Source organism: Pelagibacterium mangrovi, assembly GCF_036662815.1.
Lineage (GTDB): Bacteria > Pseudomonadota > Alphaproteobacteria > Rhizobiales > Devosiaceae > Pelagibacterium > Pelagibacterium mangrovi.
Genome location: NZ_JBAFXA010000003.1, coordinates 424069 through 449967 on the forward strand (window position 1 = coordinate 424069; position 25899 = coordinate 449967).

Annotated in this window: 22 protein-coding genes; 10 read left to right on the forward strand and 12 right to left on the reverse strand. The window is 64.3% G+C overall.

The features are described from left to right. Positions 1-42: 42 nt before the first annotated feature. The 8 genes from V4T21_RS07275 to V4T21_RS07310 form a co-directional block, all read right to left on the reverse strand. Positions 43-900 carry an HpcH/HpaI aldolase/citrate lyase family protein gene (locus V4T21_RS07275; protein ID WP_332714920.1) on the reverse strand — a complete coding sequence of 286 codons (858 nt, stop codon included), beginning with the start codon at positions 898-900 and terminating at the stop codon, positions 43-45. Beyond that, positions 897-1349: a MaoC family dehydratase gene (locus V4T21_RS07280; protein WP_332714922.1), complete on the reverse strand. Its 453-nt coding sequence runs from the start codon at positions 1347-1349 to the stop codon at positions 897-899. The genes V4T21_RS07275 and V4T21_RS07280 overlap by 4 nt, the downstream gene beginning before the upstream one ends. Further along, complete coding sequence (locus tag V4T21_RS07285; protein WP_332714924.1) at positions 1346-3331, reverse strand: acetyl/propionyl/methylcrotonyl-CoA carboxylase subunit alpha; 1986 nt, start codon at positions 3329-3331, stop codon at positions 1346-1348. The genes V4T21_RS07280 and V4T21_RS07285 overlap by 4 nt, the downstream gene beginning before the upstream one ends. A gap of 2 nt (positions 3332-3333) precedes the next feature. Then, positions 3334-4953 (reverse strand): carboxyl transferase domain-containing protein, encoded by a 1620-nt coding sequence (locus V4T21_RS07290; RefSeq protein WP_332714926.1) that lies wholly within the window; start codon positions 4951-4953, stop codon positions 3334-3336. 229 nt (positions 4954-5182) lie between these two features. Then, a complete protein-coding gene (locus V4T21_RS07295; protein ID WP_332714928.1) occupies positions 5183-6334 on the reverse strand; it encodes an isovaleryl-CoA dehydrogenase in 1152 nt (383 codons plus the stop codon). Positions 6335-6635: 301 nt separating this feature from the next. Continuing rightward, positions 6636-7877, reverse strand: a complete 1242-nt coding sequence (locus V4T21_RS07300) for a dihydrolipoamide acetyltransferase family protein (RefSeq protein ID WP_332714930.1) — start codon at positions 7875-7877, stop codon at positions 6636-6638. Further along, the gene (locus V4T21_RS07305) at positions 7874-8893 is read right to left on the reverse strand and encodes an alpha-ketoacid dehydrogenase subunit beta (RefSeq protein ID WP_332714932.1); all 1020 of its coding nucleotides are present in this window, start codon (positions 8891-8893) and stop codon (positions 7874-7876) included. The genes V4T21_RS07300 and V4T21_RS07305 overlap by 4 nt, the downstream gene beginning before the upstream one ends. 214 nt (positions 8894-9107) lie before the next feature. Continuing rightward, positions 9108-10361, reverse strand: coding sequence for a thiamine pyrophosphate-dependent enzyme (locus V4T21_RS07310; RefSeq protein WP_332714934.1), 1254 nt, complete (start codon positions 10359-10361; stop codon positions 9108-9110). Between the two features lie 144 nt (positions 10362-10505). Here V4T21_RS07310 and V4T21_RS07315 point away from each other — a divergent pair, with 144 nt between their 5' ends. The 3 genes from V4T21_RS07315 to V4T21_RS07325 are packed head-to-tail and all read left to right on the forward strand — an operon-like array spanning position 10506 to position 12647. Beyond that, positions 10506-10958: an Lrp/AsnC family transcriptional regulator gene (locus V4T21_RS07315; RefSeq protein WP_332714936.1), complete on the forward strand. Its 453-nt coding sequence runs from the start codon at positions 10506-10508 to the stop codon at positions 10956-10958. A gap of 13 nt (positions 10959-10971) precedes the next feature. Continuing rightward, on the forward strand, positions 10972-11721 hold the full coding sequence (locus tag V4T21_RS07320) for an electron transfer flavoprotein subunit beta/FixA family protein (protein ID WP_332714938.1): 750 nt from the start codon (positions 10972-10974) through the stop codon (positions 11719-11721). Then, complete coding sequence (locus V4T21_RS07325; RefSeq protein ID WP_332714940.1) at positions 11718-12647, forward strand: electron transfer flavoprotein subunit alpha/FixB family protein; 930 nt, start codon at positions 11718-11720, stop codon at positions 12645-12647. Before V4T21_RS07320 ends, V4T21_RS07325 begins: the two co-directional genes overlap by 4 nt. A 280-nt stretch (positions 12648-12927) precedes the next feature. Here V4T21_RS07325 and V4T21_RS07330 read toward each other — a convergent pair whose 3' ends face one another. The 4 genes from V4T21_RS07330 to V4T21_RS07345 form a co-directional block, all read right to left on the reverse strand. Then, positions 12928-14859 carry a DKNYY domain-containing protein gene (locus V4T21_RS07330; protein WP_332714942.1) on the reverse strand — a complete coding sequence of 644 codons (1932 nt, stop codon included), beginning with the start codon at positions 14857-14859 and terminating at the stop codon, positions 12928-12930. A 58-nt stretch (positions 14860-14917) separates the two neighbouring features. Then, on the reverse strand, positions 14918-15802 hold the full coding sequence (locus tag V4T21_RS07335; protein WP_332714944.1) for a carbohydrate kinase family protein: 885 nt from the start codon (positions 15800-15802) through the stop codon (positions 14918-14920). 4 nt (positions 15803-15806) lie between these two features. Beyond that, positions 15807-16724 carry a pseudouridine-5'-phosphate glycosidase gene (locus V4T21_RS07340; RefSeq protein ID WP_332714946.1) on the reverse strand — a complete coding sequence of 306 codons (918 nt, stop codon included), beginning with the start codon at positions 16722-16724 and terminating at the stop codon, positions 15807-15809. Positions 16725-16952: 228 nt separating this feature from the next. Further along, positions 16953-17591, reverse strand: coding sequence for a DUF1028 domain-containing protein (locus tag V4T21_RS07345; RefSeq protein WP_332714948.1), 639 nt, complete (start codon positions 17589-17591; stop codon positions 16953-16955). A gap of 170 nt (positions 17592-17761) precedes the next feature. Here V4T21_RS07345 and V4T21_RS07350 point away from each other — a divergent pair, with 170 nt between their 5' ends. The 7 genes from V4T21_RS07350 to V4T21_RS07380 all read left to right on the forward strand — a co-directional run bounded on the left by V4T21_RS07350 (position 17762) and on the right by V4T21_RS07380 (position 25890). Continuing rightward, the gene (locus V4T21_RS07350) at positions 17762-19315 is read left to right on the forward strand and encodes an ABC transporter substrate-binding protein (protein WP_332714950.1); all 1554 of its coding nucleotides are present in this window, start codon (positions 17762-17764) and stop codon (positions 19313-19315) included. Positions 19316-19501: 186 nt separating this feature from the next. Continuing rightward, positions 19502-20449 (forward strand): ABC transporter permease, encoded by a 948-nt coding sequence (locus tag V4T21_RS07355; RefSeq protein ID WP_332714952.1) that lies wholly within the window; start codon positions 19502-19504, stop codon positions 20447-20449. Beyond that, complete coding sequence (locus V4T21_RS07360) at positions 20446-22242, forward strand: dipeptide/oligopeptide/nickel ABC transporter permease/ATP-binding protein (protein WP_332714954.1); 1797 nt, start codon at positions 20446-20448, stop codon at positions 22240-22242. The genes V4T21_RS07355 and V4T21_RS07360 overlap by 4 nt, the downstream gene beginning before the upstream one ends. Next, complete coding sequence (locus V4T21_RS07365) at positions 22239-23042, forward strand: ATP-binding cassette domain-containing protein (protein ID WP_332714956.1); 804 nt, start codon at positions 22239-22241, stop codon at positions 23040-23042. The genes V4T21_RS07360 and V4T21_RS07365 overlap by 4 nt, the downstream gene beginning before the upstream one ends. Positions 23043-23186: 144 nt before the next feature. Then, positions 23187-23990 (forward strand): FadR/GntR family transcriptional regulator, encoded by an 804-nt coding sequence (locus V4T21_RS07370; protein WP_332714958.1) that lies wholly within the window; start codon positions 23187-23189, stop codon positions 23988-23990. Next, positions 23987-25042 (forward strand): osmoprotectant NAGGN system M42 family peptidase, encoded by a 1056-nt coding sequence (locus V4T21_RS07375; protein WP_332714960.1) that lies wholly within the window; start codon positions 23987-23989, stop codon positions 25040-25042. Before V4T21_RS07370 ends, V4T21_RS07375 begins: the two co-directional genes overlap by 4 nt. A 53-nt stretch (positions 25043-25095) precedes the next feature. Continuing rightward, entirely contained in the window at positions 25096-25890 is a 795-nt protein-coding gene (locus tag V4T21_RS07380; RefSeq protein ID WP_332714962.1) for a TIGR02587 family membrane protein, read from the forward strand. Positions 25891-25899: the final 9 nt, after the last annotated feature.

The window sequence follows — 25899 nt, forward strand, 5'->3', positions numbered from 1 at the left end:
CGCAATCCGTAGCGCGAATTGGCGGCAAATACGAAGCGAAAGTTACGGTTTGATGGCAGTGCCCGGATCGGCCGAAGCCAGCAGCCGCTGGGCCGATCGCAGATGCGGCCGATCGAGCATCCTGCCATCGAGCTTGACCGCCCCGGCCTCAGGATTTTCGGCGAAAGCGGCGATCACCGCGCGGGCATGGGCAATCTCGGCCTCGGTCGGCGTAAAGGCGTCGTTGATGATGCCGATCTGGCTGGGGTGAATGGCCATCATGCCCGTGAACCCGTCCCGCCGACCTCTTCCTGCGTAGGCGGCGAGACCGGCGCTGTCGGAAATGTCGGGGTAAACCGTCTCGATGGCCGGAACCCCGGCGGCGTGGGCGCCGAACAGCGCAAGGCTTCGTACCAGCTCATACGGGCCTGTATAGAAGCCCCTCTCATCGCGCGCGGTCGTCGCGCCCGTCGCGGCGGGCAAATCCTCGGCGCCCCAGGTCAGACCGCACAGCCGGCTGGCGACCGCACCATAGGTGCCCAGCCCGAAGACCGATCTTGGCGTCTCGGCCGCGATGGGCAGGATTTTCGTATCGACGAGGCCCAGCATGGCCGCCAGTTCGGCGACCGAACTTCCCGATTCCGATTTCGGCAGCACAAGCGCATCGGGGTGGGCCGGCAGCACCGCTTCGAGATCGGCTGCGAGGTCCGAGCCGCCCAGTGGATTGACGCGGACGAACAGCGGCACCCCGCGCGCAGCCGTATCGAGAAACCGAGCCACATCCTTGCGCGCCCATGGCTTTCGCTGGGGCAGCACCGAATCTTCGAGATCGAGGATCACCGCGTCGGCCCCGCTTGCCATGGCCTTTTCCATGCGGTCCGGCCGGTCTCCCGGCACGAACAGCAACGAGCGCAGCCTCATTGCGGCCTCCGCTGCACCAGCGCGGTGCGCGTGCAGGTGCAGACAATTTCGTCGCGCTGGTTGAGCGCGTGGTGCGAGAAGGTGACGATACCCGCATTGGGCCGGCTTTCCGAGGCGCGCATGGCCGTCACCTGCGTCTCCGCTCGCAGCGTATCGCCCACAAACACCGGCCTTGGCATTTTCACGGCGTCATAGCCCAGATTGGCGACGAGCGTGCCTAGCGTGGTTTCGCCCACCGAAAGCCCCACCATCAGCGCGAAGGTGAAGGTGCCGTTGACGACGATCCGCCCGAATTCGGTGCCCGCCGCATATTCGGCATCGAGATGCAGCGGCTGGGGATTGTGGGTCAGGGCCGTGATCAGCAGATTGTCGGCCTCGGTCACAGTGCGGCGGATGGGATGGGCGATGACGTCGCCAACCGTCCATTCCTCGTAATAGCGTCCGCTCATGGCCCTTCCTCCACCCGCACCAGCACCGCGCCTTCGACAACCTGATCGCCCGTGGCGGCATCGACGGAGGCGACGACACCATCGAAAGGCGCGGACAGAGTGTACTCCATCTTCATCGCTTCGAGGATAACCAGCGCATCGCCCTTCTTGACGGACTGGCCTTCTGCGACGGCGATAGCGCTGATTTTCCCCGGAATCGGTGCGGCTATCGCGCCATCCCCCGCCGCCGCCCCATGGCTCGCCTCGGTCTCGTCGGGGGTGAAGGCGAAGACTTCGCCGCGGTGGGCGATGAGGGTTTGGTGGGGTGCGCGCCGCACGATTCTGGGCACTTGCGGCGTACTCCCCTTCTCCCCTTGAGGGAGAAGGTGGCCGCGAAGCGGTCGGATGAGGGGTGCGCTGAGCTGCTTCCGCCAACCGTGGTTCGCATTGAAACGCTGCACACCGGGAGAAGGGCGTTCTTGGGGCAGCACCGCAGACACCAACCTCCCATCGAACCGCATCCGCACCTCTCGCTTCGGCTCGGCGTTCATCCTGAACCCCACAAGCCGGTGCCACGGCCCCTGCCCCTCCGGCAGAAACGATACTGCGGCCAATTCAATCACTTGAGCCGACGGCTCGACAGCTTGAGTCAACACCTCCCCTTGCCGCTCGATAAACCCCGTATCGACACCCCCTCCCCGAAATTCCGCCTCCCCCAACACCCCCGCCAGAAACGCCGCGTTGGTCCGCACCGGATAGACGGCCACCGCCTCGCATGCCATCCGCAGCCTTCCAACCGCCTCGTCCCGCGTCTCACCAGCGGCGATCAGTTTGGCGATCATCGGGTCGTAGAACGAGGTGATCGTGTCTCCCTCTTCCACCCCGGTTTCGATCCGAACGCCATCCGGCAGGTCGAAAATCTCCAGCCGCCCCGTCGATGGCATGAACCCCTTCGCCGGGTCTTCCGCATAAAGCCGCGCCTCGACCGCCCAGCCGGAAAACCGCAATTCCTCCTGAGACTTGGGCAGGATTTCTCCCGCCGCGATTCTCAACTGCCACTCCACCAAATCGACGCCGGCGATCTCTTCGGTCACCGGATGCTCCACCTGCAATCGCGTGTTCATTTCCATGAACCAGACGCGGTCGGCCCGCAGCCCGTCCGAGGCATCGGCGATGAATTCCACGGTGCCCGCCCCTATGTAATCAACCGCTTGGGCCGCCTTCACCGCGGCGGCGCAGATGGCCTCGCGGGTTGCCGGGTCCATCCCCGGCGCGGGCGCTTCCTCGATCACCTTCTGGTGCCGGCGCTGCACCGAGCAATCGCGCTCGAACAGGTGCACCACATTGCCGTGCCGGTCGCCGAACACCTGCACCTCGATATGACGCGGGCGGGTGATGTATTTTTCGATCAGCACCCTGTCGTCGCCAAACGCGGCACTCGCCTCGCGCCTGCAGCTTTCGAGCGCGGCAGTAAAATCCTCTTTCCTCTCGACCCGCCGCATTCCCTTTCCACCGCCACCGGCGACAGCCTTGATCAACACAGGATAGCCGATCTCGTCGGCGGCGAGGACAAGTCGGTCGGGTGACTGGTTTTCTCCCAGGTAACCGGGCGTCACCGGCACCCCCGCCTCCGCCATCAGTTTCTTGGCCGCGTCCTTCAACCCCATCGCTTCGATGGCGGCGGGATCGGGACCGATCCAGATCAAACCCGCATCGATAACCCCTTGCGCGAACCCCGCATTTTCCGAGAGGAAACCGAACCCCGGATGGATGGCATCGGCCCCCGTTTCCCGCGCCGCCGCGATGATCCGCGCGCCATCGAGATAGCTTTTCGCCGCTTCGGCGGGCCCGATGTACACCGCCCTGTCCGCCATCCGCACATGCAACGCATCGGCGTCCGCGTCGGAAAAAATCGCAATGCTTTCAATGCCCATGCGCCGCGCGGTGCGGATGATGCGGCAAGCGATTTCGCCGCGATTGGCAATGAGGAGACGCTGGATCATCGCTACATCCTGAACAGGCCGAATTGCGGGCGTTCGGGGATCGGCGCGTTGAGCGCGACGCGGAACGCGAGCCCCAGAATATCGCGGGTTTGCGCGGGATCGATGATGCCGTCATCCCACAGTCGCGCCGTGGCGTAATAGGGATTGCCCTCGGCCTCATAGCGCTCGCGGATGGGGGCCTTGAACGCCTCCTCGTCCTCCGCGCTCCAGCTTTCGTCTTTCAATTCAAGGGCATCGCGCTTGACGGTGGCCAGCACCGAAGCAGCCTGTTCGCCACCCATCACCGAGATTCGGGCGTTGGGCAAGGTGAACAGGAACCTCGGAGAATAGGCGCGCCCGCCCATGCCGTAGTTTCCAGCTCCGAAACTGCCGCCGATGATGACGGTGATTTTGGGCACCGTAGCGGTAGCGACGGCGGTGACCAGCTTGGCGCCGTCCTTGGCAATTCCGCCCGCCTCGTATTTTCCTCCGACCATGAAGCCGGAAATATTTTGCAGGAAAAGCAAGGGAATACGGCGCTGACAGCACAGTTCGATAAAGTGCGCGCCCTTCAATGCGCTTTCGGAAAACAGCACGCCATTGTTGGCGATGATGCCGATTTGCGTGCCCCAGATATTGGCGAAACCGGTGACCAGAGTGGTGCCGTAGGCCGCCTTGAACTCCTGGAACCGGCCGCCATCGACCAATCGCGCGATGATTTCGCGGACGTCGTAAGGCGCCCGGACATCGATGGGAATGATGCCGTAGAGCTCCTGCATATTCTGCATATACGGGTCGAGATCGGCGAATGTGCCGGTGATCGGCGCCTCTGTCGGGGGTATGGTGGCAACGATGTGCCGAACGATGGTTAGCGCGTGCTCGTCGCTCTCGGCGATGTGGTCGACCACCCCAGATTTGCGCCCATGCGTATCGGCCCCACCCAGTTCTTCCGCGCTGATGATTTCTCCCGTAGCGGCTTTTACCAGTGGGGGCCCGGCAAGGAAGATCGTTCCCTGATTGCGAACGATCACCGTCTCGTCGCTCATCGCCGGAACATACGCCCCGCCCGCCGTGCACGAGCCCATGACGCAGGCGATCTGCGGGACCGATTGCGCCGACATCTGCGCCTGATTGAAGAAGATGCGCCCGAAATGATCCCGGTCGGGAAACACTTCGGCCTGATAGGGCAGATTGGCGCCGCCGGAATCGACCAGGTAGATGCAGGGCAATCGGTTTTCCAGCGCGATCTCCTGCGCGCGAAGGTGCTTTTTCACCGTTATGGGAAAATAGGCACCGCCTTTGACCGTTGGGTCGTTGCAGACGATCATCGCCATCCGGCCCGAGACGAGGCCGATCCCGCAGATCAACCCAGCGCCGGGGGCTTCGCCATTATAGAGGCCGTGGGCGGCAAGCTGGCCGATTTCGAGAAAGGGCGAGCCGGGATCGAGCAGGCGTTCCACACGATCGCGCGGGAGGAGCTTGCCACGGGCGGTGTGGCGGTCGCGGGCTTGAGTGGGGCCGCCGAGCGCGGCTTTGGCGACGTGCTCATGGAGCTCGGTGACGAGCGCGCGGTTGTGGGCGGCGTTGGCGCGGAAAGCGGGATCGGCGGGGTTGATCGCGGATTGAAGGATGGGACCGGTCATTGTGTGTGACCTTTCTCCCTCGATTGCCCCACGCTCCCCTTCTCCCCTTGAGGGAGAAGGTGGGTTTTCGCGTCAGCGAAAAGTCGGATGAGGGGTGCGCAGCGATTACCCGGCCAGAGAAGGTTCGCGTGGAAGCTCAGCACACCCCTCACCCCCAACCCCTCTCCCACCAGGGGAGAGGGGGGCTCTTTTGGGTGGGCTCGTTGACTGCAAACGGGCTCGGCGACACTCATACCCCAATCACCTCCCGCCCGATCAAAAACCGCCTGATCTCATTGGTCCCCGCCCCGATGTCATAGAGCTTGGCATCCCGCACGAACCGTTCCACCGGCCATTCCCTGGTGTACCCAGCCCCACCCAGCGCCTGCACGGCTTCGAGCGACACCCTCACCGCATTCTCCGAGGCCAACAAAATCGCACCCGCAGCATCGAACCGAGTGGTTTTTCCGGCATCGCACGCCTTTGCGACAGCATAGACGTAAGCTCGCGCAGAGTTCAGGGCGACATACATGTCGGCGATCTTGGCCTGCATGAGCTGGAAGCTGCCCACCGGGGCGCCGAACTGTTTCCGGTCGCGAACATAGGGCAGGACCGTATCGAGGCACGCCTGCATGATGCCCAGCGGCCCGGCGGCGAGGACGACGCGTTCGTAGTCGAGCCCGGACATGAGGATTTTCCCCCCCTGCCCTTCGCCGCCCATGACGTTTTCGGCCGGCACCTGGCAATCGGTGAAGACGAGTTCGGCGGTGTCCGAACCGCGCATGCCCATCTTGTCGAGTTTGGGCGAAACGGAAAAGCCGTCCATGCCCTTTTCGATGATGAAGGCGGTAATGCCCTTGGGGCCGGCAGCCGGATCGGTCTTGGCGTACACCACCAGCACATCGGCCTTGGGGGCGTTGGTGATCCAGAACTTGGTGCCGTTGAGGACGTAGCGGTCGCCGTTTTTCTCGGCGCGCAGGGTCATGGAGACGACATCGGAACCCGCGCCGGCTTCGGACATGGCGAGCGCGCCGATATGCTCGCCGGAGATGAGTTTGGGGAGGTATCTGCGTTTCTGTTCCCCGCTGGCCCAGCGGCGGATCTGGTTGATGGCAAGGTTGGAATGCGCGCCATAAGAAAGGCCCACCGAGGCCGAGGCGCGGGAGATTTCCTCCATCGCGACGCAATGTTCGAGATAACCGAGGCCGAGGCCGCCGAATTCTTCCTCGACGGTGATGCCGTGAAGGCCGAGTTCGCCCATCTCCGGCCAGAGGTCGATGGGAAAAGCATTGGTCTCGTCGATCTCGGCGGCGCGCGGCGCAATGCGGTCGGTGGCGAACCGGTGAGTGGTGTCGCGAATAGTGTCGGCCATCTCGCCGAGGGAGAAGTCGAAATGGGTCATCTCAGAGGGCCTCCGCGAAAATTGGTATTTCTGGCTGCAAAACGCGGTTCGAATGGAAATGCTGCGCACCCCTCATCCGACCTTTCGCTTCGCGAAAGCCCACCTTCTCCCTCAAGGGGAGAAGGGTAGCCCCTGGCGGAGTTTGGGGGAAACATCAGCGCTGCCAAGCGAGCCCCCTTCTCCCCTTGAGGGACTTCGAGGCGATGGCGCAGCCACCAATCGTGCCGGTGGCACGATTGGAGCCGAAGAAGGGTCGGGGATGAGGGGTGCGCTGAGGTGGCGGCAAACACTGGCGTTACAATCATCCCCAGCTCCTCTTCCCGATAAAAATCAGCGCCGGATTCTCCAACAGCCGCTTCAACCGCTGGATGAATTTCGCCGCCTCGTAGCCATCCACGATCCGATGGTCGAAGCTCGAGGATAGGTTCATCATCGTCCTCACCGTCATCTGGTTGCCCACGACGACCGGCCGGCCCATCAGTTTGTTGGGGCCGATGATTGCCACCTCGGGATGGTTGATGATCGGCGTGGCCGCTACCCCACCCAGCGCGCCAAGGCTGGTGAGCGTGATGGTCGAACCGGAAAGCTCCTCCCGCGCCGCCCGGCCCTCGCGAGCAGCGTTGGTGACGCGGCTCATTTCGCGGGCGCAATCCCAGATGTCGAGGGCTTCCACATGTCGGACGACGGGGACCATCAGCCCATCCGCCGTCTGGGTGGCGATACCGATGTGGATGGGGTCGAACTGGCGGAGCACACCGGCGTCGGAATCGAAATGGGCGTTGATGTGGGGAAATTCGGGGAGCAGTTGCGCCAGCGCGCGCATGAAGAAGGGCAGCAGCGTCAGCTTGGGCTGGGCGCCCTGGCGCGAAGCGTTGATTTCGCGGCGCAGCCCTTCCAGAGCGGTCATGTCGCAATCTTCCACATAGGAGAAATGCGGAATGGTGCGGGCGGAAAGCTCCATGCGCTCGGCGATCTTGCGGCGCAGGCCGATGATTTTGACCTCATGGACGCCATGGCGCTCGCGGGCGGCGGGCTCGGGGGCGCGGGATTTGAGGAAAGCATCGAGATCGGCATCTGTGATGCGACCCTCGGGGCCGGTGCCGGTGACGGCGGCGAGGTCGATGGAAAGATCCTCGGCGCGGCGGCGGGTGGCCGGGGCGGCGAGGATGGATGCGGTGTCCTCACTCTCACCATTGTCATTCCGGGATTTATTCCCGGCATCCAGTGCAGCGGAAGCAACGGACTCGGTGCCCGCGGCAAGCTCGGGCGTAGAGGACTTGTCTGCCTCTGTGGCCCCCTCCCCCTCAATCTCCAGTTCCACCAGCACCGAACCCACCGGCGCCTTGTCCCCCTCCGCCCCGTGCAGCTTCAGCACCGTGCCCGCCACGGGCGAGGTCATGTCGATGGTGGCCTTGTCGGTCATCACGTCGACGAGGGTCTGATCTTCCTCGACCGTATCGCCGACTTTCACATACCAGGCGGTGATTTCGGCCTCGGCGACGCCCTCGCCGATGTCGGGGAGGCGGAAGTGGTAGGTTTTCATGCCACCGCCTCCACGCACTGCTTGAGGGCTTTGGAAACGCGGGCCGGGCCGGGGAAATAGTCCCATTCGAAGGCGTGGGGGTATGGCGTGTCCCAGCCGGCGACGCGGGTGATGGGCGCGCGCAGGTGATAAAAGCACCGCTCCTGGATCAGGGCGGAGAGCTCGGCGCCGAACCCGGAAAAGCGCGAGGCTTCGTGGACGATGACGCAGCGGCCGGTCTTTCTGACCGAGGCGGTGATGGTTTCGATATCGAGCGGGACGATGGAGCGCAGATCGATCAGTTCGGCATCGACGCCGGATTCGGCGATGGCGGTGGCGCAGACATGGACCATGGTGCCATAGGCAAGGACGGTCGCCTCCCTGCCCTCGCGGAGGGTCGCCGCTGTGCCCAGCGGCACCGTGTAGTGGCCGGCGGGCACTTCGCCCGAGGGGTGCTCTGCCCAGGTGGTAAGCGGCTTGTCGTGGTGCCCGTCGAAGGGGCCGTTATAGAGGCGCTTGGGTTCGAGGAAGATCACCGGATCGTCCTCCTCGATCGCCGCGAGCAGCAGGCCCTTGGCATCGTAGGGGTTCGATGGGATGACGGTTTTCAGCCCCGTGACATGGGCGAAGATCGCCTCGGGGCTCTGCGAATGGGTCTGGCCGCCGAAGATACCGCCGCCATAGGGCGAGCGCACGGTGATGGGGCACCAGAACTCGCCGTTCGAGCGATAGCGCAGCCGCGCGGCTTCCGAGACGAGCTGATCGTAGGCGGGGAGGATGTAATCGGCGAACTGGATTTCGATGACGGGGCGCAACCCGTAGGCGGCCATGCCGATGGCGGTAGCGACAATGCCGCCCTCGGAAATGGGAGAATCGAAACAGCGGGTTAGCCCGTGTTTCTGCTGCAACCCTTCGGTTACGCGAAAGACGCCGCCGAAATAGCCCACGTCCTCGCCGAAGATCAGGGTGTCGGGATCTGTGGCGAGCTTGACGTCGAGGGCGGAGTTGAGCGCCTGGATCATGTTCATGCGGGGCATGGGCGAGGCTCCGGGCGCTGTGCGTGGGGAGAGGCATGCCGGCCCCCGGGAATAAATCCCCGAGTGACACCGCAGGGTTGGAGCAGCGCTGGAGATCGAACCGAAATCTCCGCCTTACTCTCCATTGTCATTCCGGGACTTGTTCCCGGAATCCAGCAGCAGCGCTTCAACGAGCGCCGCGCGCGGTGGCGTGTTCGATTCAACGAAGTCACCCTCATACCCCCGCCTCCCGCCGCTGCTCGACAATCCGCCAGTCCGGTTCGGCGAAGACGTCCTCGAACATTTCGCGAGGGTTGGGCTTGGATTGGCCCAGCGTTCCCACGGCTTCGGCCTGTTTCGCCGCCGATTTGATGTCGGCGGTCAGTTCGGCGGCAAGCGCCTCGTGCCGTTCATCCGACCACTCGCCCATGGCGATGAGGTGCGCCTTGAGCCGTTCGATAGGGTCGCCCAGCGGCCAATTGCCCGCCTCGTCCTCGGGGCGATAGCGCGTGGGGTCGTCGGAGGTGGAGTGCCCCGCCACTCGATAGGTATAGAGCTCGATCAGCGTCGCGCCGAGATTGGCGCGGGCGCGGTCGGCGGCCCATTCGGTGGCGGCGGTGACGGCGAGGAAATCATTGCCGTCGACCCGCAATCCCGGCAGGCCATAGGCGATGGCGCGGGCGGCGAAGGTGGTCAGTTCGGCCCCGGCGATGCCGGAAAAAGACGAGATGGCCCACTGATTATTGGTGACGCATAATATAACCGGCGCCTTATAAATTGCCGCGAAGGTCAGCGCCTCGTGGAAATCGCCCTCGGCGGTGGTGCCCTCGCCCACATGGCCGATGGCGATCCTGTCGTCGCCCTTATAGGCCGAGGCCATGGCCCAGCCCACTGCGTGTCCGTAGCGCGAGCCGACATTGCCCGAGAGGGAATAGAAGCCGTAGTCGCGCGCCGAATAGAGGATGGGGAGCTGGCGGCCGCGCAAGGGGTCGCCCTCGTTGGAGAAGATCTGGTTGCACAGGTCGATGAGCGGATAATCGCGGGCCATCAGCCAGGCGAGCATACGATAGGTAGGAAAGCACATGTCCTCGGCGCCCATCACCATCGATTGCGCCGCCCCGATCGCCTCTTCGCCCAGCGATTTCATGTAGAAACTGGTCTTGCCCTGCCGGTGCGCGCGGAACATGCGCTCATCGAACAGCCGCGTCTTGAGCATGGCCCGCAGCCCGGCGCGCAGGGTTTCGGGGTCCAGACGCGGGTCCCAGGAACCCACCGCCCTGCCCTTTTCATCGAGGACGCGGATCAGCTTATAGGGCAGATCGCGCATGGTGGGCTCGGCGTCCCACACGTCGGGGCGACGGGTTTCGCCGGCTTCCGGAATGACGAGCGCGGAAAAATCGTTAGCCTCGCCGGGACGAGCCGGCGGCTCGGGCACATGCAGCGAAAGCGCCGGCCGATTGGATTTGGCAGTGGATGCATGGTCGTCCATGTTGCTATCCTCCCCGATTGCAACATTTCAACAATCCGAATACTACTTCCAATCGAGGGGAATATTCCGCCTTCGTTTTCGCCCTTTTCCCTGATCGGTAGTTATATTATCCTCATTTCCCGCGCGCTTTGAGGAGACAATCGCATGGACGACATGGACCGGAAAATCCTCTCGGTTCTACAATCGGATTCGAGCCAGTCGGTTGCGGAGATGGCGGAAAAAGTCGGGCTGTCGCACACACCCTTCTGGCGGCGGTTGAAGCGGCTGGAGAAGGATGGGGTGATCCAGGGGCGGGTTTCCATTCTCGATCCCAAAAAGCTCGGGCTCGACATCACGGTCTTCGCCAACGTCAAATTGCGCCAGCACGACGAGGAAACGCTGGAGGCATTCGAGCGCGAGGTGGCGGCGTTTCCCGAGGTGATGGAATGTTATTCCATGAGTGGGGAGACCGACTATGTGGTGCGTGCGCTGGTCGCCTCGATCGAGGAATATGAGCGGCTTTTGAAGCGCAGGCTGTTGCATTTGCCCGGCGTTGTGGCCATCAACTCTCATTTCGCGCTCAAATGCATCAAGCTCACGACGAAGCTCCCTATCTAGGCAGGAGACGGTTTTGAAAATACTTGTACCGGTCAAGCGGGTGCTCGACGCCAATGTCGCCGTGCGGGTAAAGGCCGACGGCACGGGGGTCGAACTCGCCAACCTGAAAATGAGCATGAACCCGTTCGACGAGATCGCCGTCGAAGAGGCCGTCAAGCTCAAGGAAGCGGGCGTGGCCGACGAGATCGTCGCGGTGTCCATCGGGCCGGCCCAGGCGCAGGATACGCTGCGCACCGCGCTGGCGATGGGCGCCGACAGCGCCGTATTGGTCAAGACCGACGAGACGGTGGAGCCGCTGGCTGTGGCGAAAATCCTTAAGGCCATCGTCGCGCAGCAAAGCCCCGATCTGGTGATCATGGGCAAGCAGGCTATCGATGACGATGCCAACCAGAGCGCGCAGATGCTCGCCGCCCTGCTCGGCTGGCCGCAGGCGACGTTTGCCTCGAACGTGGTGATCGCGGACGGCAAGGCGACGGTCACCCGCGAGGTCGATGGCGGGCTCGAAACGCTGGAGATGGCGCTGCCGGCGGTGATCTCCACCGATCTGCGATTGAATACGCCGCGCTACGCCTCCCTGCCCAATGTGATGAAGGCCAAGAAAAAGCCGCTCGAGGAAGTGGATGCAGCGAGCCTCGGTGTCAGCCTCGCGCCAACGCTGAAGGTCGTTTCGACGGCGCGGCCGGCGGATCGCAAGCCGGGGTCGAAAGTGGGTTCGGTGGCCGAACTCGTGGCGAAACTCAAGGATGAGGCGCGGGTGATATGACGACGCTGGTTCTGGCCGAACACGACAATTCCAACCTCGCCATGGCGACGGCCAAGGCCGTGACGGCGGCGCGGCAAATCGGCGGCGATATCCACGTGCTGGTGGCCGGCACTGGCTGCGCTGCGGTGGCCGAGGCGGCGGGCAGGCTCGATGGCGTTGCCAAGGTGCTGGTGGCGGACAATGGTGTTTACGAGCATCAGCTGGCCGAGCCGGTGTCCGAGTTGATCGTCCACCTCGCGGGGACTTACAGCCATATCGTGGCGGCGGCGACGACCTCGGGCAAGAACACCCTGCCCCGCGTCGCGGCGCTGCTCGATGTGATGCAGGTATCCGATATCACGGCGGTTCTGGGCGAAAAGACCTTCGAGCGACCGGTTTACGCCGGCGCGGCGATCCAGACCGTCGAGGCGACGGCTGACAAGGTCGTGCTCACTGTACGCGCCTCGGCGTTCGACGCGGTTGGCGAAACCGGCTCGGCGGGTGTCGAGGCCGTGGATTTCGTCGCCGGCGCGCCCAAGGTCAAATTCGTCTCGCGCGAAGCCGCGGCCAGCGAGGGGCCGGAGCTGGCCAATGCCCGAATCGTGGTTTCTGGCGGCCGGGCGCTGGGTTCGGAAGAAAAGTTCAACGAAGTGATCAAGCCGCTTGCCGAAAAACTCGGCGCGGCCATCGGCGCCAGCCGCGCGGCGGTCGATGCGGGCTATGCGCCCAATGATTGGCAGGTGGGCCAGACCGGCAAGGTCGTGGCACCGGACCTCTACATCGCCGTCGGGATTTCCGGCGCCATCCAGCATCTGGCGGGAATGAAGAACTCCAAGGTCATCGTCGCCATCGACAAGGACCCCGAAGCACCGATTTTCGGGGTCGCCGATTACGGGCTGGTGGGGGATTTGTTCGAACTGGTGCCGGAGTTGACGAAGGCGCTGTAGGTAATCGATACACGATCGGCGTGCCCCAACTCAGCTTGTCATTCCGGGATTTATTCCCGGAATCCAGTGCGGCGCTAGCCCAGAATGCTGACTGTCGGTTTGAACCGGAATCCCGCTCCAACCTCTCCGCTCGTCATTGTCGGGCGTGACCCGACAATCCGCAACGCTGCCGACAGTGCAGGAGGGGTTAGGGAACCCACTTCTGCTGAACTGCGGGGAAATCTTGCGGGTCTCCGGATCGAGCCCGAAGACGACAAACTGAGGGGTAGGCGAAGACGCTTTAGTCGCGCGGCTCGGAGTGAATGAAACTGCCGGAGAGATGATGGCGGCCGGCCTTGTCGATGACGGCGTAGTCGCCATCGGCGCGGACGGTGGCCCTGTCGATGGCTTCGCCGGGGACCAGGCCGTCTGGGGAGATAGCATAGACGCCGCTCTTGTCCGCCGCGAAACTGGCGTTGAGGATTTCGAGGCTTTGCGGGTCGAGGCCGGCGATGGGCTTGCGGTAGCGGCCCATCACCAGCATGTGCCCGCCGGCGTCGATCAGCAGCAGGGGATGCAGGCCGCGCGCGGTGTCGGGATCGAGTTTGCCCGGATTTTTGACCACCCTGCCGCGATACAAAAGTGCATCGCCCATGCGGGCGAAGGTCTTGCCCAGGGAGACGACGGCGCCCGGATCGGCGATGTCGCGCTTGCGGACCCCTTCGGCGATCAGTCCCTTGGCGTCGCGCGCGTAAACACCGCCCAGCGTCTCGAAACTGTCTGGATCGGCCTTGACCACGATCAGCGTCGGCATGGGGTCGTCGGGGCCAAGATAATAGACCTGACTTTTGTCGCGATACCACCCTTCGCCCAGGGCGGTGAACGTTTCAGGATCGGCTCCCTTGACCGGTTCACGGCCATAGGCTTCCAATCCCGGCTCGACATAACGCAGGCCGTTTTTGTCGACGCCGAAGACATCGACGATGTGGCGGAAGCTGTCATGGTCGAAATGATCGAGCGAGACCGTATCCCCGCGGCGCCTGTTGCGCGGGACGACGAGCACGCGGGCGCCATCGCTGAAATAGGGGCCGCCAAGCGGTTTCAGTTCGGAGGGGTTTTCCGCCTGTTGCGCCCGGCGCGCCTTTTCGCGGTGCCACCAGGTGCCGCTCAGCTCAGGATGGTTTTCGAAGAATTCGCGCCAGCGCTCGAACTCGGCCGAGACCGATTGCGGCTTGCCGCGCAGATAGGGGCGGTCCTTGTCGAAGGCGTGATATTGGCCGGCCTCCGAAGCGCAGACAAAGGTTTTCCGATTCGCGTCGGGGATCGGGAATTTCTCCCAATAGATGCGGTCCCTGTCAGCGAAGTAACGCCCCTCGTCGCCGATGGCCGCAAAGCTGGGCGCGTGTGCGCCTTCGATGGGACTGCCATAGGCATAGACCTTCTCGCTGTCCCTGGCGTAGTGGCTTTCATGGATGTGGAACCCAGGCTTCTGGCCGCGTCCGTAGTAATAGCCCACGATTTCGAAGCTGCCCGGTTCGGCCGTTGGCAGGCGGCGATTGGTGATGTAATAGCCTGCCGCCTTGTCGGCGGCGTAGCGTTCGTTGAGAACGGTAAAGGTCTCGGGATCGGCGCCGCGCGCGACGAACCAGAAGATTTTCGTGGGGGTTTCAGCCTGGCCATAGACGCGTTTGTCGTCGCGAAACCAGCGATCGCCCAGTTGACGGAAACTTTGCGGATCGATGCCGTCGATGGGCTTGCCGTTGCGGTCGGCGAGCGGCGCGCCGTCGACCATCACGCGCTCGCCGTCATGGAGGTAGCGGATGGTGGGGAAACCGCGCTCGCAGATATAGACGGCGGTCCAGCTGGTATCGGCAAAGGGTCCGATCCGGGGAGCGGCCTCGACGGCATGGCGCAGGGCGCGCAACTGGTCGCGGACGCTCAGCGGCTCGACGCGTTCGGGCACGATGTCCCCACCCGCCAGCAGATGGGCATAGAGCGCTTCGTCACTAGCCGGTGGCGGCAGGCCTTCGCGGGCGTAGGCCGAGGCTACCCAGCCCATATTGGCGAAATGGAGATTGCCGTAGCGGTTGTCGAGCACACCCCAATCTTCGGGCCTTATTCCCAGCCGCTCCAGTACCTGAGGCGCCGGGTGGCCCGTTTCGATAAACAGGCACGCCGCATACCAATAGGCGTAGGGGATGGGAAACAGTTCAGTGAATCGATTCGCCGGCATGGAGCCCTCCATGGTGTTGTTTTGGCACAATCGATAGGGCCACAATGAGGAAGATGCCCTATCCGGGCTGCGCTCCAAGCCTCGTCACCGCCCGTGCCCCGGCGGCAATTGCCGAACCGAGGCACTCGGCAGGCGCTTTTCCGCTCAGTTCGGCGGCGAGGAAGCCTGCGAGGAAGGCGTCGCCGGCGCCGGTGCTGTCGATGGTTTCGGAGGCTTCGGCGGGGAGCGCGATGGGCTCGGAATTGCGGCGGGCGAGGATCGCGCCGTCTCGGCCGCGCTTGAGGACGACGCGGGGGAAGCGGACGAGGAGCGCGGCGATCTGGTCCGCAGGGTCGGATGCGCCGGTCAGAAGCGCGGCCTCGTCGGCGTTGGGGAAGAGGGTTTGCGCGCCCGCGATCCAGTCGAGGAACACCCCCGGCCCTACGGCAGTGAGAAAACCCGTGGAGGCCGGATCGACGCTGACGGGGATGCCCCGCGCGCCGGCAGCCGCCATCAGGCCCATGACCGCCGCGCGCGGGGCGGGTTCGAACAGCGCGTAGCCCGAAACGTGCAGCCGTTCGGCGCCGTCGAGCAGGCGGGCGGGCAAATCGTCTTCGGCGAGATGGGCGTTGGCGCCCCGGTCGGTCAGGAAGCTGCGTTCGCCGTCGGGGTCCACGATGCAGACCAGCGTGCCGGTGGGGTGGGTATCATCGGCGGCGAGATGGGCCGCCACGCCCTGCCCTTCGAAATAGCCGGTGAGCCGGACGGCGTCGGTCGCGCCGACGCGGGCGGCGAAATGGGCGTCCACTCCCATGGCGGCCAGCCAAACGGCCTGATTGGCGCCCGAGCCGCCGGGCATCTGCCGGATGGTGGCGGCTGTATCGGTGCCACGGGCGATGGCCCCTTCGGGGCGCACGAGGATATCGGTGATGACGTCACCGATGACGAGCACGCGGGCCGTCATCCGATCAGCCGAGCGCGGCCAAAGCGGCGGCGATTTTCGCGGCCACGGCGGCGTTGTTCTTGACCAGCGCGATGTTGGCCGTGAGCGATCTGCCGCCGGTCAACTCGAAAATGCGGTTGAGCAGATAGGGCGTCAGATCCTTGCGGGTCACCCCCTGCGCCTCGGCATCGGCAATGGCGGCGGCGATGCGGCCATCGATCTCGTTCGCATCGAGCGCATCGGCCTCGGGGATCGGGTTGGCGATGAGCACGCCGCCCTTCATGCCCAGTTCGGCCTGGGTATCGATGAGGGCGGCGACTTCCTCTGGGGTGTCGAGGCGGTAATCGACGCCATATCCGCTTTCGCGGGCGAAGAAGGCCGGGAAGGCGTCGGTGCCGTAGCCGACCACCGGAACGCCATTGGTTTCAAGCACTTCGAGGGTTTTGGGAATGTCGAGAATCGACTTCGCGCCCGCGCAGACCACGGCCACCGGGGTCTGTGACAGCTCGGTCAGGTCGGCGGAAATATCGAAGGTGGTTTCGGCCCCGCGATGCACGCCGCCGATGCCGCCGGTGGCAAAGATCTTGATCCCCGCCATATGGGCGATCTGCATTGTGGTGGCCACCGTGGTGCCCGCCGTCAGCCCCTTGACGAGGATGGCCGCCAGATCGCGGCGCGAGGCCTTGGCGGCATCGAGGCCGGTGCGGGCCAATTGCTCGAGCGTATCGCCGGCCACGCCAACATGGCATTTGCCGTCCATCACCGCGATGGTCGCGGGCAGCGCGCCGTTGTCGCGGACCACCTGTTCCACCGCAAGGGCGGTTTCGAGGTTCTGCGGATAGGGCATGCCGTGGGTGATGATGGTAGATTCGAGGGCAACAACCGGCTTGCGATCGGCCAGCGCGTATTTGACCTCGGGGGAGATGGCGAGAAATTCGGACATCGGTGGCCTCTGGGTGGCTTTGTCCGATGCAGAGCACAGGTGGGAGGGGAGTGCAAGCGGGATGCCTCTGCCCTCTCCCACCAGGGGTAAGGGGGCTCTTTTGTCTGGCACCAAAGCTCCCACACCCCCAACACCCCTTCTTCCCTTGAGTGAGAAGGTGGCCGCGAAGCGGTCGGATGAGGGGTGCGCCGAGCTGCCGCGAGCGCCAGGTTTTGAGCTTTAGCCGCCTCACCACCGCGGCAATTGCGCGACGAAATCAGCGTATTCCCCCGTCCGCACTTTGGCGAGCACGGTGGAAAGATCATCCAAAGGAGCAAGCGAAAAATCCACCCGCGCATCGACCAACGGATAAGGCTGATCACTCACCACCTTGATCGCCGCCGACTGGATGCCACGCGCATCGCCCCCCGCGATATCCCCGGCGGTGAGTGCCGCGAGAAGCTTCAACTCAAGCGCCCCCGACGTACGCAGAAACGCCTCTGCCATGGCGGGGATCACGTCCGCACCCGCGAGCAGATTACCTGCGATGGCGAGGCCGGTTTCCAGATGCATGGCGACCGCGTCAGTGAGGCGGGGACCGCTCCACCCGGCCGCGTGCCCGGTGCGGTCGAGCACTATAAGCTGGCGCTTATCCTTGTCGGGGTCGGCGGTGGTGAGGGCATAAACCACCGCATCGGCCCCCTGCCCGGCTTCGAGCGCGGCCATGCCATCATGGGCGTAGAGCGGGTTGGTATAGCCCTGCGTCGCCAACGCCCCGATGCCGGCCCATGCGTGGGGCACGAGCGAGCCCACCGCCGGGCCGCCCGTCGCCGTGGCGACGCCGAAAGCCCCGGTGGCGGGGTCGCGGGCGATAATCGAAAAGGTCATGAGCAGTGTTCTCCTCGACGCTTGAATACGCCGATTCTCCGGGGCGTGCCGCAGCGCGCCTTCCACAATTTATACGGATAAATCGATTGCCATGTCCATTTATGCTGATAAATTAATTTGCGGAAGAGGAGCCCGTGATGGAACGGGCCAAGATCAAAGGAGAGGTTATCATGAAGAAACTGCTCGCCGGGGTTGCCGCCGCCGTGTTGCTGGCCGCCTCCCCCGTCGTTGCCCAGACCCCGCCCAACGTGCTGGTGGTCGGCCAGATCGCCGAGCCGCAGTCGCTCGACCCGCAGGTGTCCACCGCCGCCAACGATTTCCGCATCGCGACCAACGTCTATGAGGGGCTGGTGAGGTTCGCCTCGGGTACGCTGGAAATCGAGCCGGCGCTGGCCACCGAATGGACGATTTCCGATGACGGGCTGGTCTATACCTTCACCCTGCGCGAGGGCGTCACGTTCCACGATGGCACCCCGTTCAACGCCGAAGCGGTAAAATTCACCTTCGACCGCATGCTGGACGAAGAGCACCCCTATTACGAGACCGGTCCCTTCCCGCTGTCGTTCAATTTCGCCGACGTGACCGAGACGCGGGTGGTGGATGAATACACTGTCGAATTCACCCTCGGGCAACCCTTCGCGCCGTTCCTCACCAACCTTGCGACCAACACCGGCGGCATCGTTTCGCCGACCGCCGTCGCCGAATATGGCGACGATTTCGGGCGCAATCCGGTGGGCACGGGGCCGTTCCGGTTCGCCGAATGGCAGTCCAACACCCGCGTGGTAGTCGAGCGCAACCCCGACTATTGGGGCGAGCCGGCGGGCGTCGAGGCCGTGGTGTTCCGCCCGGTGACCGACGCCAACACCCGCGTCGCCGAAATGCTGTCGGGCGGGCTCGACATCATGGTCGAAGTGCCGCCCGACAACGTGGCGATGTTTGCCGACGACCCCACGTTCACCGTCTATGACGCGGTGGGCCCACACGTCTGGTATGTGATGCTCAACGCCAAGGAAGGCCCGTTCGCCGATCCGCTGGTGCGCCAGGCCGCCAATTACGCGGTCAACAAGGAAACGCTGGTCAACGACGTCCTTCAGGGCACCGCCGACGTTTCGGCCGGCCCGATCCCGCCGGCGTTCAACTGGGCGTATAACGAAGCCGTCGAGCCTTACCCCTACGATCCGGACATGGCGCGGCAGCTTCTCGAAGAATCCGGCGTCGAGGATCTTGCGGTGACCTTCTACGTCACCGAAGGCGGTTCGGGCATGCTCGATCCGGTGCCGATGGGCACCGCGATCCAGGCCGATCTGGAGGCCGTGGGGTTCGACGTCACCATCGAGACCTATGAGTGGAACACGTTCCTGGCCAATGTGAACCCCGGCCTCGAGGGCAAGGCCGACATGGCCGAAATGGCGTGGATGACCACCGACCCCGACACCCTGCCCTTCCTCACCCTGCGTACCGCCGCATGGCCGGACGAAGGCGGGTTCAATTCGAGCTATTATTCCAACATCGATGTGGACGAAATGCTCGATCAGGCCCGCATGTCGACCGATATCGAGGAGCGCGCGGCGCTCTATCGCGATATCCAGCAGGTGGTTCACGACGAGGCGCCCTGGATTTTCGTCGCCAACTGGAAGCAGAACGCGGTGTCGACCGCCAATGTGCAGGGGTTCGAGCTGCAGCCGGACTTCAATCTGGAGCTGGCGAGCGTGACCAAGCAGTAGCGATTGAGTGATCGCGGAGCCGAGAACTTCGCGTTTGAGGCGACCCGCTGCTGGATTCCGGGGACGAGCCCCCCAATGACAAGCTCGGGGTGAGGCAAGGTCGCACCCAGACAAACCCGCTGTCATTCCGGGATTTATTCCCGGAATCCAGTGGCCATACGCTCAGTAGCCTGCTGGGAGAATTCAATGTCCGGATACATACTCAAGCGGCTGGCCTATGCCGTGCCTGTCATCGTCGGGCTCAGCGTCATCGTGTTCGGCATCATGGCGCTGATCCCCGGCGATACTGCCACGGCGCTTCTGGGCTCCTATGCGACGCCCGAGAACGTTGCGCGGATCAATCGCGATCTTGGGCTGGATCGGCCCGTATGGGAGCAGTATTTCGTCTGGGTCGGCAATCTGCTGCAGGGCGATTTCGGGCGCTCCTACATCCTCAACCGCCCGGTGCTCGATGAAATCCTCGAACGGTTCGGCGCGACGCTGATCCTGGCCGGTGCCGCGCTGGTGCTGTGTTCGATCTTGGGCATCCTGGCCGGCGTCGTCTCGGCGGTGCGCCAGTTCGGCTGGGCCGACCGCATCATCACCCTTTTCGTCCTGATCGGCATTTCCACGCCCGCCTTCTGGCTGGGGCTGATCTTCATCCTGTTGTTTGCCGTGCAATGGCGGCTGCTGCCGGCCTCGGGCATGTATGCAGTTTATGGCGGGGGCGACCTGCCCGATCTGCTGCTGCACCTGATCCTCCCCGCCACCACGCTGGCCATCGTCGCCACGGGCGTCATCGCCCGCCTGACGCGGGCGGCGATGCTCGAAGTGCTGCGGCAGGATTTTGTGCGCACGGCGCGGGCCAAGGGGCTCAATGAGAGGGCGGTGATCTATCGCCACGCGTTCAAGGCGGCGCTTGTGTCGATCATTCCGGTGATCGGCATCCAGGCCGGGTTCGTGATGGGCGGCGCCGTCTATATCGAAACCGTGTTCCAATGGCCCGGCATCGGGCAGATGCTGGTCAACGCCATTTCCACGCGCGACCTGCTGCTGGTTCAGGGCGGCGTGCTGCTGGTGGCCGTCACCTATGTGCTGATCAACCTCGTCGCCGACGTGGCGCAGGCCATACTCGACCCGAGGCTCAAGACATGACCCAGGCGCTCGCGACAACCGATACGCCCATCGCCTCGGCCCGGCCTTCGAGCTGGCGGCTGCTGTTCAACAACCGGCTGGCGGCGGGCGGACTGGTGATCCTGGCGATCATCTGCCTCACGGCGCTGCTGGCGCCGCTGCTGCCGATCCCCAACCCCGATATCACGAATCCCCCCAATCGCTTGCAGCCGATCCTTAGCGAGGGACATCTGCTGGGCACCGACCATCTGGGCCGCGATATCCTCTCGCGGCTGATCTGGGGCACGCAGGTTTCCATTGCCGTGGGACTTTCGGCAACGGCCATCGCAGCGCTGGTCGGCTCGGTGATCGGGCTGGTGGCAGGCTACGCGCGGGGCACCACCGATAACGTCCTGATGCGCGGCATCGATATGGTGATGGCCTTTCCCTACATCCTTCTGGCGCTGGCCATCGTCGCGGTGCTCGGGCCGGGGCTGCTCAACGCGCTTTATGCCATCGCCGTGGTCAATATCCCGTTCTTCGCGCGCAACGTACGCGGCATCACCGTGGGGCTGGCCAGCCGCGAATTCGTGGACGCGGCGCGGCTGTCGGGCAAATCGCACGCTTCGATCCTGTTCACCGAAGTGCTGCCCAACGTGCTGCCGGTGATCGTCATCACCATGTCGACCACAGTGGGCTGGATGATCCTCGAAACGGCGGGCCTCTCCTTTCTCGGGCTGGGGGCGCAGCCGCCGCAATCAGATCTCGGGTCCATGCTGGGCGAAGGCCGGCGGCTGCTGTTCAACGCGCCGCATGTGTCGATCATTCCCGGCCTGATGATCTTCGCGCTGGTGATGAGCATCAATCTGCTCGGCGACGGGGTGCGCGACGTGCTGGACCCCCGGCTGCGGGCCGGCGACCTGACGCGGCCGCGCGCCGTGACGCGGGTCGAGCGCCGCAAGGACCGCGCCCCGGCCAAGGGCGCGCCTTCCGATGCCATTCTCGATGTGCGCGGCCTCGAAACCAGTTTCCAGCGCGGCAGATCGGCGGTCCCCGCCGTGCGCGATTTGTCGTTCTCGCTGCGCAAGGGCGAGTGCATGGGGGTGATCGGGGAATCGGGCTCGGGCAAGTCGGTGACCGCGCTTTCGTTGCTCGGGCTTGTCGCCTCGCCGCCGGGAATCATCACCGGCGGGACCGTGGAGATCGAGCGGCAGGATGTGTTCTCGCTGCCCGAAACCGGCATCAGGGCGCTGCGCGGCTCCAAGGTCGCCTATGTATTCCAGGACCCGCTGACCACGCTCCATCCGCTCTACAAGGTGGGCGACCAGATCGCCGAGGCGATCACCGCGCACCAGCCGGTGGGCCGTGGCGAGGCGCGGCGGCAGGCCATCGAGCTCATGGAACAGGTGGGCATCCGCGATGCGGTGGAACGGGTCGATGCCTATCCGCACGAGATGAGCGGCGGGCAGCGCCAGCGCATCGGCATCGCCATGGCGCTGGCCAACGATCCCGACATCATCATCGCCGACGAGCCGACCACGGCGCTCGACGTCACCGTGCAGGCTAAAATCCTCGACTTGCTGCAAAAGCTGCGGCGCGAGCGCGGGCTGGCGTTGCTGCTCATCACCCATGATTTCGGCGTGGTGGCCCAGGTGTGCGACCGGGTAGCGGTGATGAAGGATGGCGAAATCGTCGAAGCTGGCACGACGACCGAAGTGCTGCGCAATCCGCACCATGACTACACAAAAAAGCTGATCGCCTGCGTGCCCGAGCTGGGCAAGGGCAAGAGCTTCCTCGCCGGCGTGCGGCCGCTGTTCTCAGGAGGCCAACCATGAGCAATGCGATCGTGGTTCGGGACCTCACCAAGACGTTTGGCGGCAAGCGGACACTGTTCGGCGGACGCAGTCATGCCGTACACGCGGTCAAGGGGCTCTCGTTCGAGGTGCGGCAGGGCGAAACGCTCGCCATCGTCGGGGAGAGCGGGTCGGGCAAATCGACCATCGCCCGCATGCTCGTGGGGCTGGAGACGCCCAGTTCGGGTTCCATCGAGATTGGCGGCAAGGATTATGCGGCGCTTGCTGCGGAAGGCTCCCAAGCCTTCGGGCGGATGATCCAATATGTGTTCCAGGACCCTGTGGCCTCGCTCAACCCGCGCAAGACGATAGACCGGATATTGGACACTCCGCTTCGGCTGCTGCGCGGCTACGATGCCGACCGGCGCCGGGCGCGCAAGCGCGAACTGCTCGACGCCGTGCAGATGCCCGCCGATACGCTGGAGCGCTATCCGCACGAATTTTCCGGCGGCCAGGCCCAGCGCATCGCCATCGCCCGGGCGCTGGCGGCGGAGGCTCGGATCATGGTGCTCGACGAGCCGGTCTCGGCGCTGGACGTTTCGGTGCAAGCGCAGGTGCTGCTGCTCCTCGACGATCTGAAGCGCGAGCTGGGGCTGTCCTATCTGTTCATCAGCCACGATCTGGCCGTGGTAGAATCGGTTTCGGACCGGGTTGGCGTGATGTATCTGGGCGAGATGGTGGAGCTGGACACCGCCGAGCGGCTGTTCGCTGCGCCGACGCATGACTATACGCGCGAGCTGATCGCCAGCGCGCCGAAATTGGATGCGGTGGGAAATGGGTAGCTGGGTTGATTGGGCAAGCTCGGAGAAGGAATCCGAACGCTGCCAAGTGCTACCCTTCTCCCCTTGAGGGAGAAGGTGGCCGCGAAGCGGTCGGATGAGGGGTGCGCGGCGCCCGCCACAAACGCCATAGCTTGAAATGAACCGATGACCGACCTCACACCGCCCACCCCGCCCCGCCGCAAACGCACCGACGAAATCGTCGATGCGATCAAGAGGACCATAATCGAGCACGGCCTCCAGCCCGGCGATCGGCTGCCGCAGGAAAAGGAGCTGATGGAGCAATACGCCGCCTCCAAGGGCACCATCCGCGAGGCGCTGAAATCGCTGGAGGTGCAGGGATTGATCCGCACCCGCACGGGGCCTGGCGGCGGGGCGTTTATCGACACCATGTCGGAAAACCGGGCGATGAGCCTGCTTTCGAACTATCTCTTCGCCAAGACGGTGACCATCGCTGACATCTATGCGCTGCGCAAAGTGGTCGAGCCGCTGGTGGCGGTGAGCGCGATGGGGAACATGGACGCGCGCGGCTACAAACGGTTGAGCGATATCATCGCGATATACGATCACGAACCCGCCGACCCTCAGGAGCGCTGGGACCAGCGCATGGCGGAACTCGATTTCCACGGCGTCGTCGCCGAATATTCCGACAATGCGCTGCTCGCCTTCACCTGCCGGTTTCTCCAGCGGCTGCTCAAGGATCTGACGGTGGCGCGGGACATCTATGTCCAGCCCAAGCCGGTGCAGCGCGCCGAGGGGATCGGCTATCAGCGCCGGATGATCGCCGCCATGCAGGCGGGCGATGCCGAAGCGGTGCATGCGATCATGGCGGATCATATGGCCTATGCCGAACGTTCAATGCTGGACCTGCAGGCGGAGCTGGCGGGAGATTTCCTCCACGATCCCGTCGCGCGGGGCAGTGCGGACAAGCGGCGAAAGGCGGCACGATGATCGACACCGGATATTTGAAGCGTTGCCTGGAGGATCTGGTCAACACCCCCTCCCCGGTCGGGATGACCGAGCGAGCCACGGTCAAGGTCGCCGCATGGCTCGAAACGCTGGGCTATCCGGTGAGCTACACACGGCGCGGTGTCCTCAGCGTTACGGTAGGCGACGGCGAACCGCGCCGGGCTCTGGCCGCCCATATCGATACCCTCGGGGCGATGGTGGTGGGCTTCCACGATAATGGTCGGCCCAAGGTCCGCAACACGGGCACCTGGGCGGCGCGCTTTGCCGAAGGCGCGCGGTGCACGATCTTTACCGACGCCGGGGAGGTGCGCGGGACCATTTTGCCGCTGAAAGCTTCGGGGCATCTGTTCAATACCGAGGTCGATACGCAACCGTCCGATTGGGATAATCTGGAGGTGCGTGTGGATGCATGGTCAACAGAGGCTTCAACACCGCCAACACGGCCATTCAACACCATCAACATCGGGGACGTTGTTGCCATCGATGCGCAGCCCGAATTTCTGGACAATGGCTTCATCGTTTCGCGCCATCTTGACGACAAGGCGGGGGTTGCATGCCTGCTCGCGGCGCTGAAATCCATCGCCGACAGCGGCAGCAAACCGGCAGTGCCGGCGCAGGTGATGTTCACGATTTCCGAGGAAGTCGGGATCGGCGGGACGCACGGATTTGGCCAGCAAGTTCAAGAGCTTGTGGCCGTGGACAACGGCGTCACCGGCCCCGGACAGGCGACCCGCGACGACGCCGCGACCATCGCCTTCCGCGACCGAACCGGGCCGTTCGACTTGCCCATAACGCGGCATCTTCTAAAGCTCGCCGAGGAGAACGGCATCGCCCATGAGCGCGACACCTTCCGCTCCTACCGCTCCGACAGCGCGGCGGCCATCGACGCGGGCTGGGATTTGCGTGTGGGGCTGGTCTGCTTTTCGCTCTACTCTTCGCACGGTTGGGAAAGAACCCACATCAAGTCGCTGGAAGAGCTGACGAAACTCATCGTCGCCTATCTCGGCAGTCCCCTCGTTCCCCTGCCCGGCTAACGGGAACCGGCGCGCCGCATCGCCGTTATCCGGAGACCCTTCCGGAGACGACCATGTTGCCCACGGGCCTGCTGCGCGGAATGGGCGCGGCGCTGATTTTTTCGCTCCCCATGCTCATGACTATGGAGATGTGGGAGCTCGGCGTTACGCTCGACCGCTGGCGCATGCTGGCGCTGCTGGCCGTGAGTTTTCCGCTGTTCCTGCTGCTCTCGCGCGAGATCGGGTTCGAAACCACGGGCGGGTGGTTCGAGGATGTCCGCGATGTCCTCATCGCCTATGGCATCGGGATCGTGACCAGCGCCGGGATTCTGGCCGTGCTCGCCCTTCTGGGCGATCCCTGGTCGCCGAGCCAGATCGCCGGAAAGATTGCCATCCAGACGGTACCGGCCGCATTGGGCGCGATGCTGGGACGGGCGCAGTTCATGGACGAGGACGGCGACCCCGGCCGGAAGGAAGAGACCTTCGGGGGCGAGGTGATCATCATGGCGGCGGGGGCGCTGTTCCTGTCGTTCAACGTGGCGCCGACCGAGGAAATGCAGCTCATTTCCTTCCGCATGAATGCCTGGCACGCACTGGCGCTGATCCCGCTGTCGCTGGCGATCATGCATGCTTTCGTCTTTGCCGCTTCGTTCGCCGGCGGCAGCGAGATTTCGCCGCAAACCCCGTGGTGGAGCGCATTCCTGCGGTTTACGGTCTCGGGCTATGTGGTGGCGCTGGCGATCAGCATCGTCGTGCTGTTCATCCTGGGCCAGTTCGACGGCATGAATTTCGAGCGGGCGCTGCGAGTAACCGTGGTGCTCGGATTTCCCGCCGCCATCGGGGCGGCGGCGGCGCGGCTCATTCTGTAGGGTGTGAAC

What these genes read in the sequence shown, in the direction of transcription:
- V4T21_RS07355 (WP_332714952.1), top strand. Translation starts at nt 19,502, where the DNA reads ATGTCCGGATACATACTCAAGCGGCTGGCCTATGCCGTGCCTGTCATC.
- V4T21_RS07300 (WP_332714930.1), bottom strand. Translation starts at nt 7,877, where the DNA reads ATGAAAACCTACCACTTCCGCCTCCCCGACATCGGCGAGGGCGTCGCC.
- V4T21_RS07360 (WP_332714954.1), top strand. Translation starts at nt 20,446, where the DNA reads ATGACCCAGGCGCTCGCGACAACCGATACGCCCATCGCCTCGGCCCGG.
- V4T21_RS07370 (WP_332714958.1), top strand. Translation starts at nt 23,187, where the DNA reads ATGACCGACCTCACACCGCCCACCCCGCCCCGCCGCAAACGCACCGAC.
- V4T21_RS07285 (WP_332714924.1), bottom strand. Translation starts at nt 3,331, where the DNA reads ATGATCCAGCGTCTCCTCATTGCCAATCGCGGCGAAATCGCTTGCCGC.
- V4T21_RS07325 (WP_332714940.1), top strand. Translation starts at nt 11,718, where the DNA reads ATGACGACGCTGGTTCTGGCCGAACACGACAATTCCAACCTCGCCATG.
- V4T21_RS07330 (WP_332714942.1), bottom strand. Translation starts at nt 14,859, where the DNA reads ATGCCGGCGAATCGATTCACTGAACTGTTTCCCATCCCCTACGCCTAT.
- V4T21_RS07275 (WP_332714920.1), bottom strand. Translation starts at nt 900, where the DNA reads ATGAGGCTGCGCTCGTTGCTGTTCGTGCCGGGAGACCGGCCGGACCGC.
- V4T21_RS07315 (WP_332714936.1), top strand. Translation starts at nt 10,506, where the DNA reads ATGGACGACATGGACCGGAAAATCCTCTCGGTTCTACAATCGGATTCG.
- V4T21_RS07375 (WP_332714960.1), top strand. Translation starts at nt 23,987, where the DNA reads ATGATCGACACCGGATATTTGAAGCGTTGCCTGGAGGATCTGGTCAAC.
- V4T21_RS07290 (WP_332714926.1), bottom strand. Translation starts at nt 4,953, where the DNA reads ATGACCGGTCCCATCCTTCAATCCGCGATCAACCCCGCCGATCCCGCT.
- V4T21_RS07350 (WP_332714950.1), top strand. Translation starts at nt 17,762, where the DNA reads ATGAAGAAACTGCTCGCCGGGGTTGCCGCCGCCGTGTTGCTGGCCGCC.
- V4T21_RS07310 (WP_332714934.1), bottom strand. Translation starts at nt 10,361, where the DNA reads ATGGACGACCATGCATCCACTGCCAAATCCAATCGGCCGGCGCTTTCG.
- V4T21_RS07345 (WP_332714948.1), bottom strand. Translation starts at nt 17,591, where the DNA reads ATGACCTTTTCGATTATCGCCCGCGACCCCGCCACCGGGGCTTTCGGC.
- V4T21_RS07335 (WP_332714944.1), bottom strand. Translation starts at nt 15,802, where the DNA reads ATGACGGCCCGCGTGCTCGTCATCGGTGACGTCATCACCGATATCCTC.
- V4T21_RS07380 (WP_332714962.1), top strand. Translation starts at nt 25,096, where the DNA reads ATGTTGCCCACGGGCCTGCTGCGCGGAATGGGCGCGGCGCTGATTTTT.
- V4T21_RS07365 (WP_332714956.1), top strand. Translation starts at nt 22,239, where the DNA reads ATGAGCAATGCGATCGTGGTTCGGGACCTCACCAAGACGTTTGGCGGC.
- V4T21_RS07305 (WP_332714932.1), bottom strand. Translation starts at nt 8,893, where the DNA reads ATGCCCCGCATGAACATGATCCAGGCGCTCAACTCCGCCCTCGACGTC.
- V4T21_RS07280 (WP_332714922.1), bottom strand. Translation starts at nt 1,349, where the DNA reads ATGAGCGGACGCTATTACGAGGAATGGACGGTTGGCGACGTCATCGCC.
- V4T21_RS07295 (WP_332714928.1), bottom strand. Translation starts at nt 6,334, where the DNA reads ATGACCCATTTCGACTTCTCCCTCGGCGAGATGGCCGACACTATTCGC.
- V4T21_RS07340 (WP_332714946.1), bottom strand. Translation starts at nt 16,724, where the DNA reads ATGTCCGAATTTCTCGCCATCTCCCCCGAGGTCAAATACGCGCTGGCC.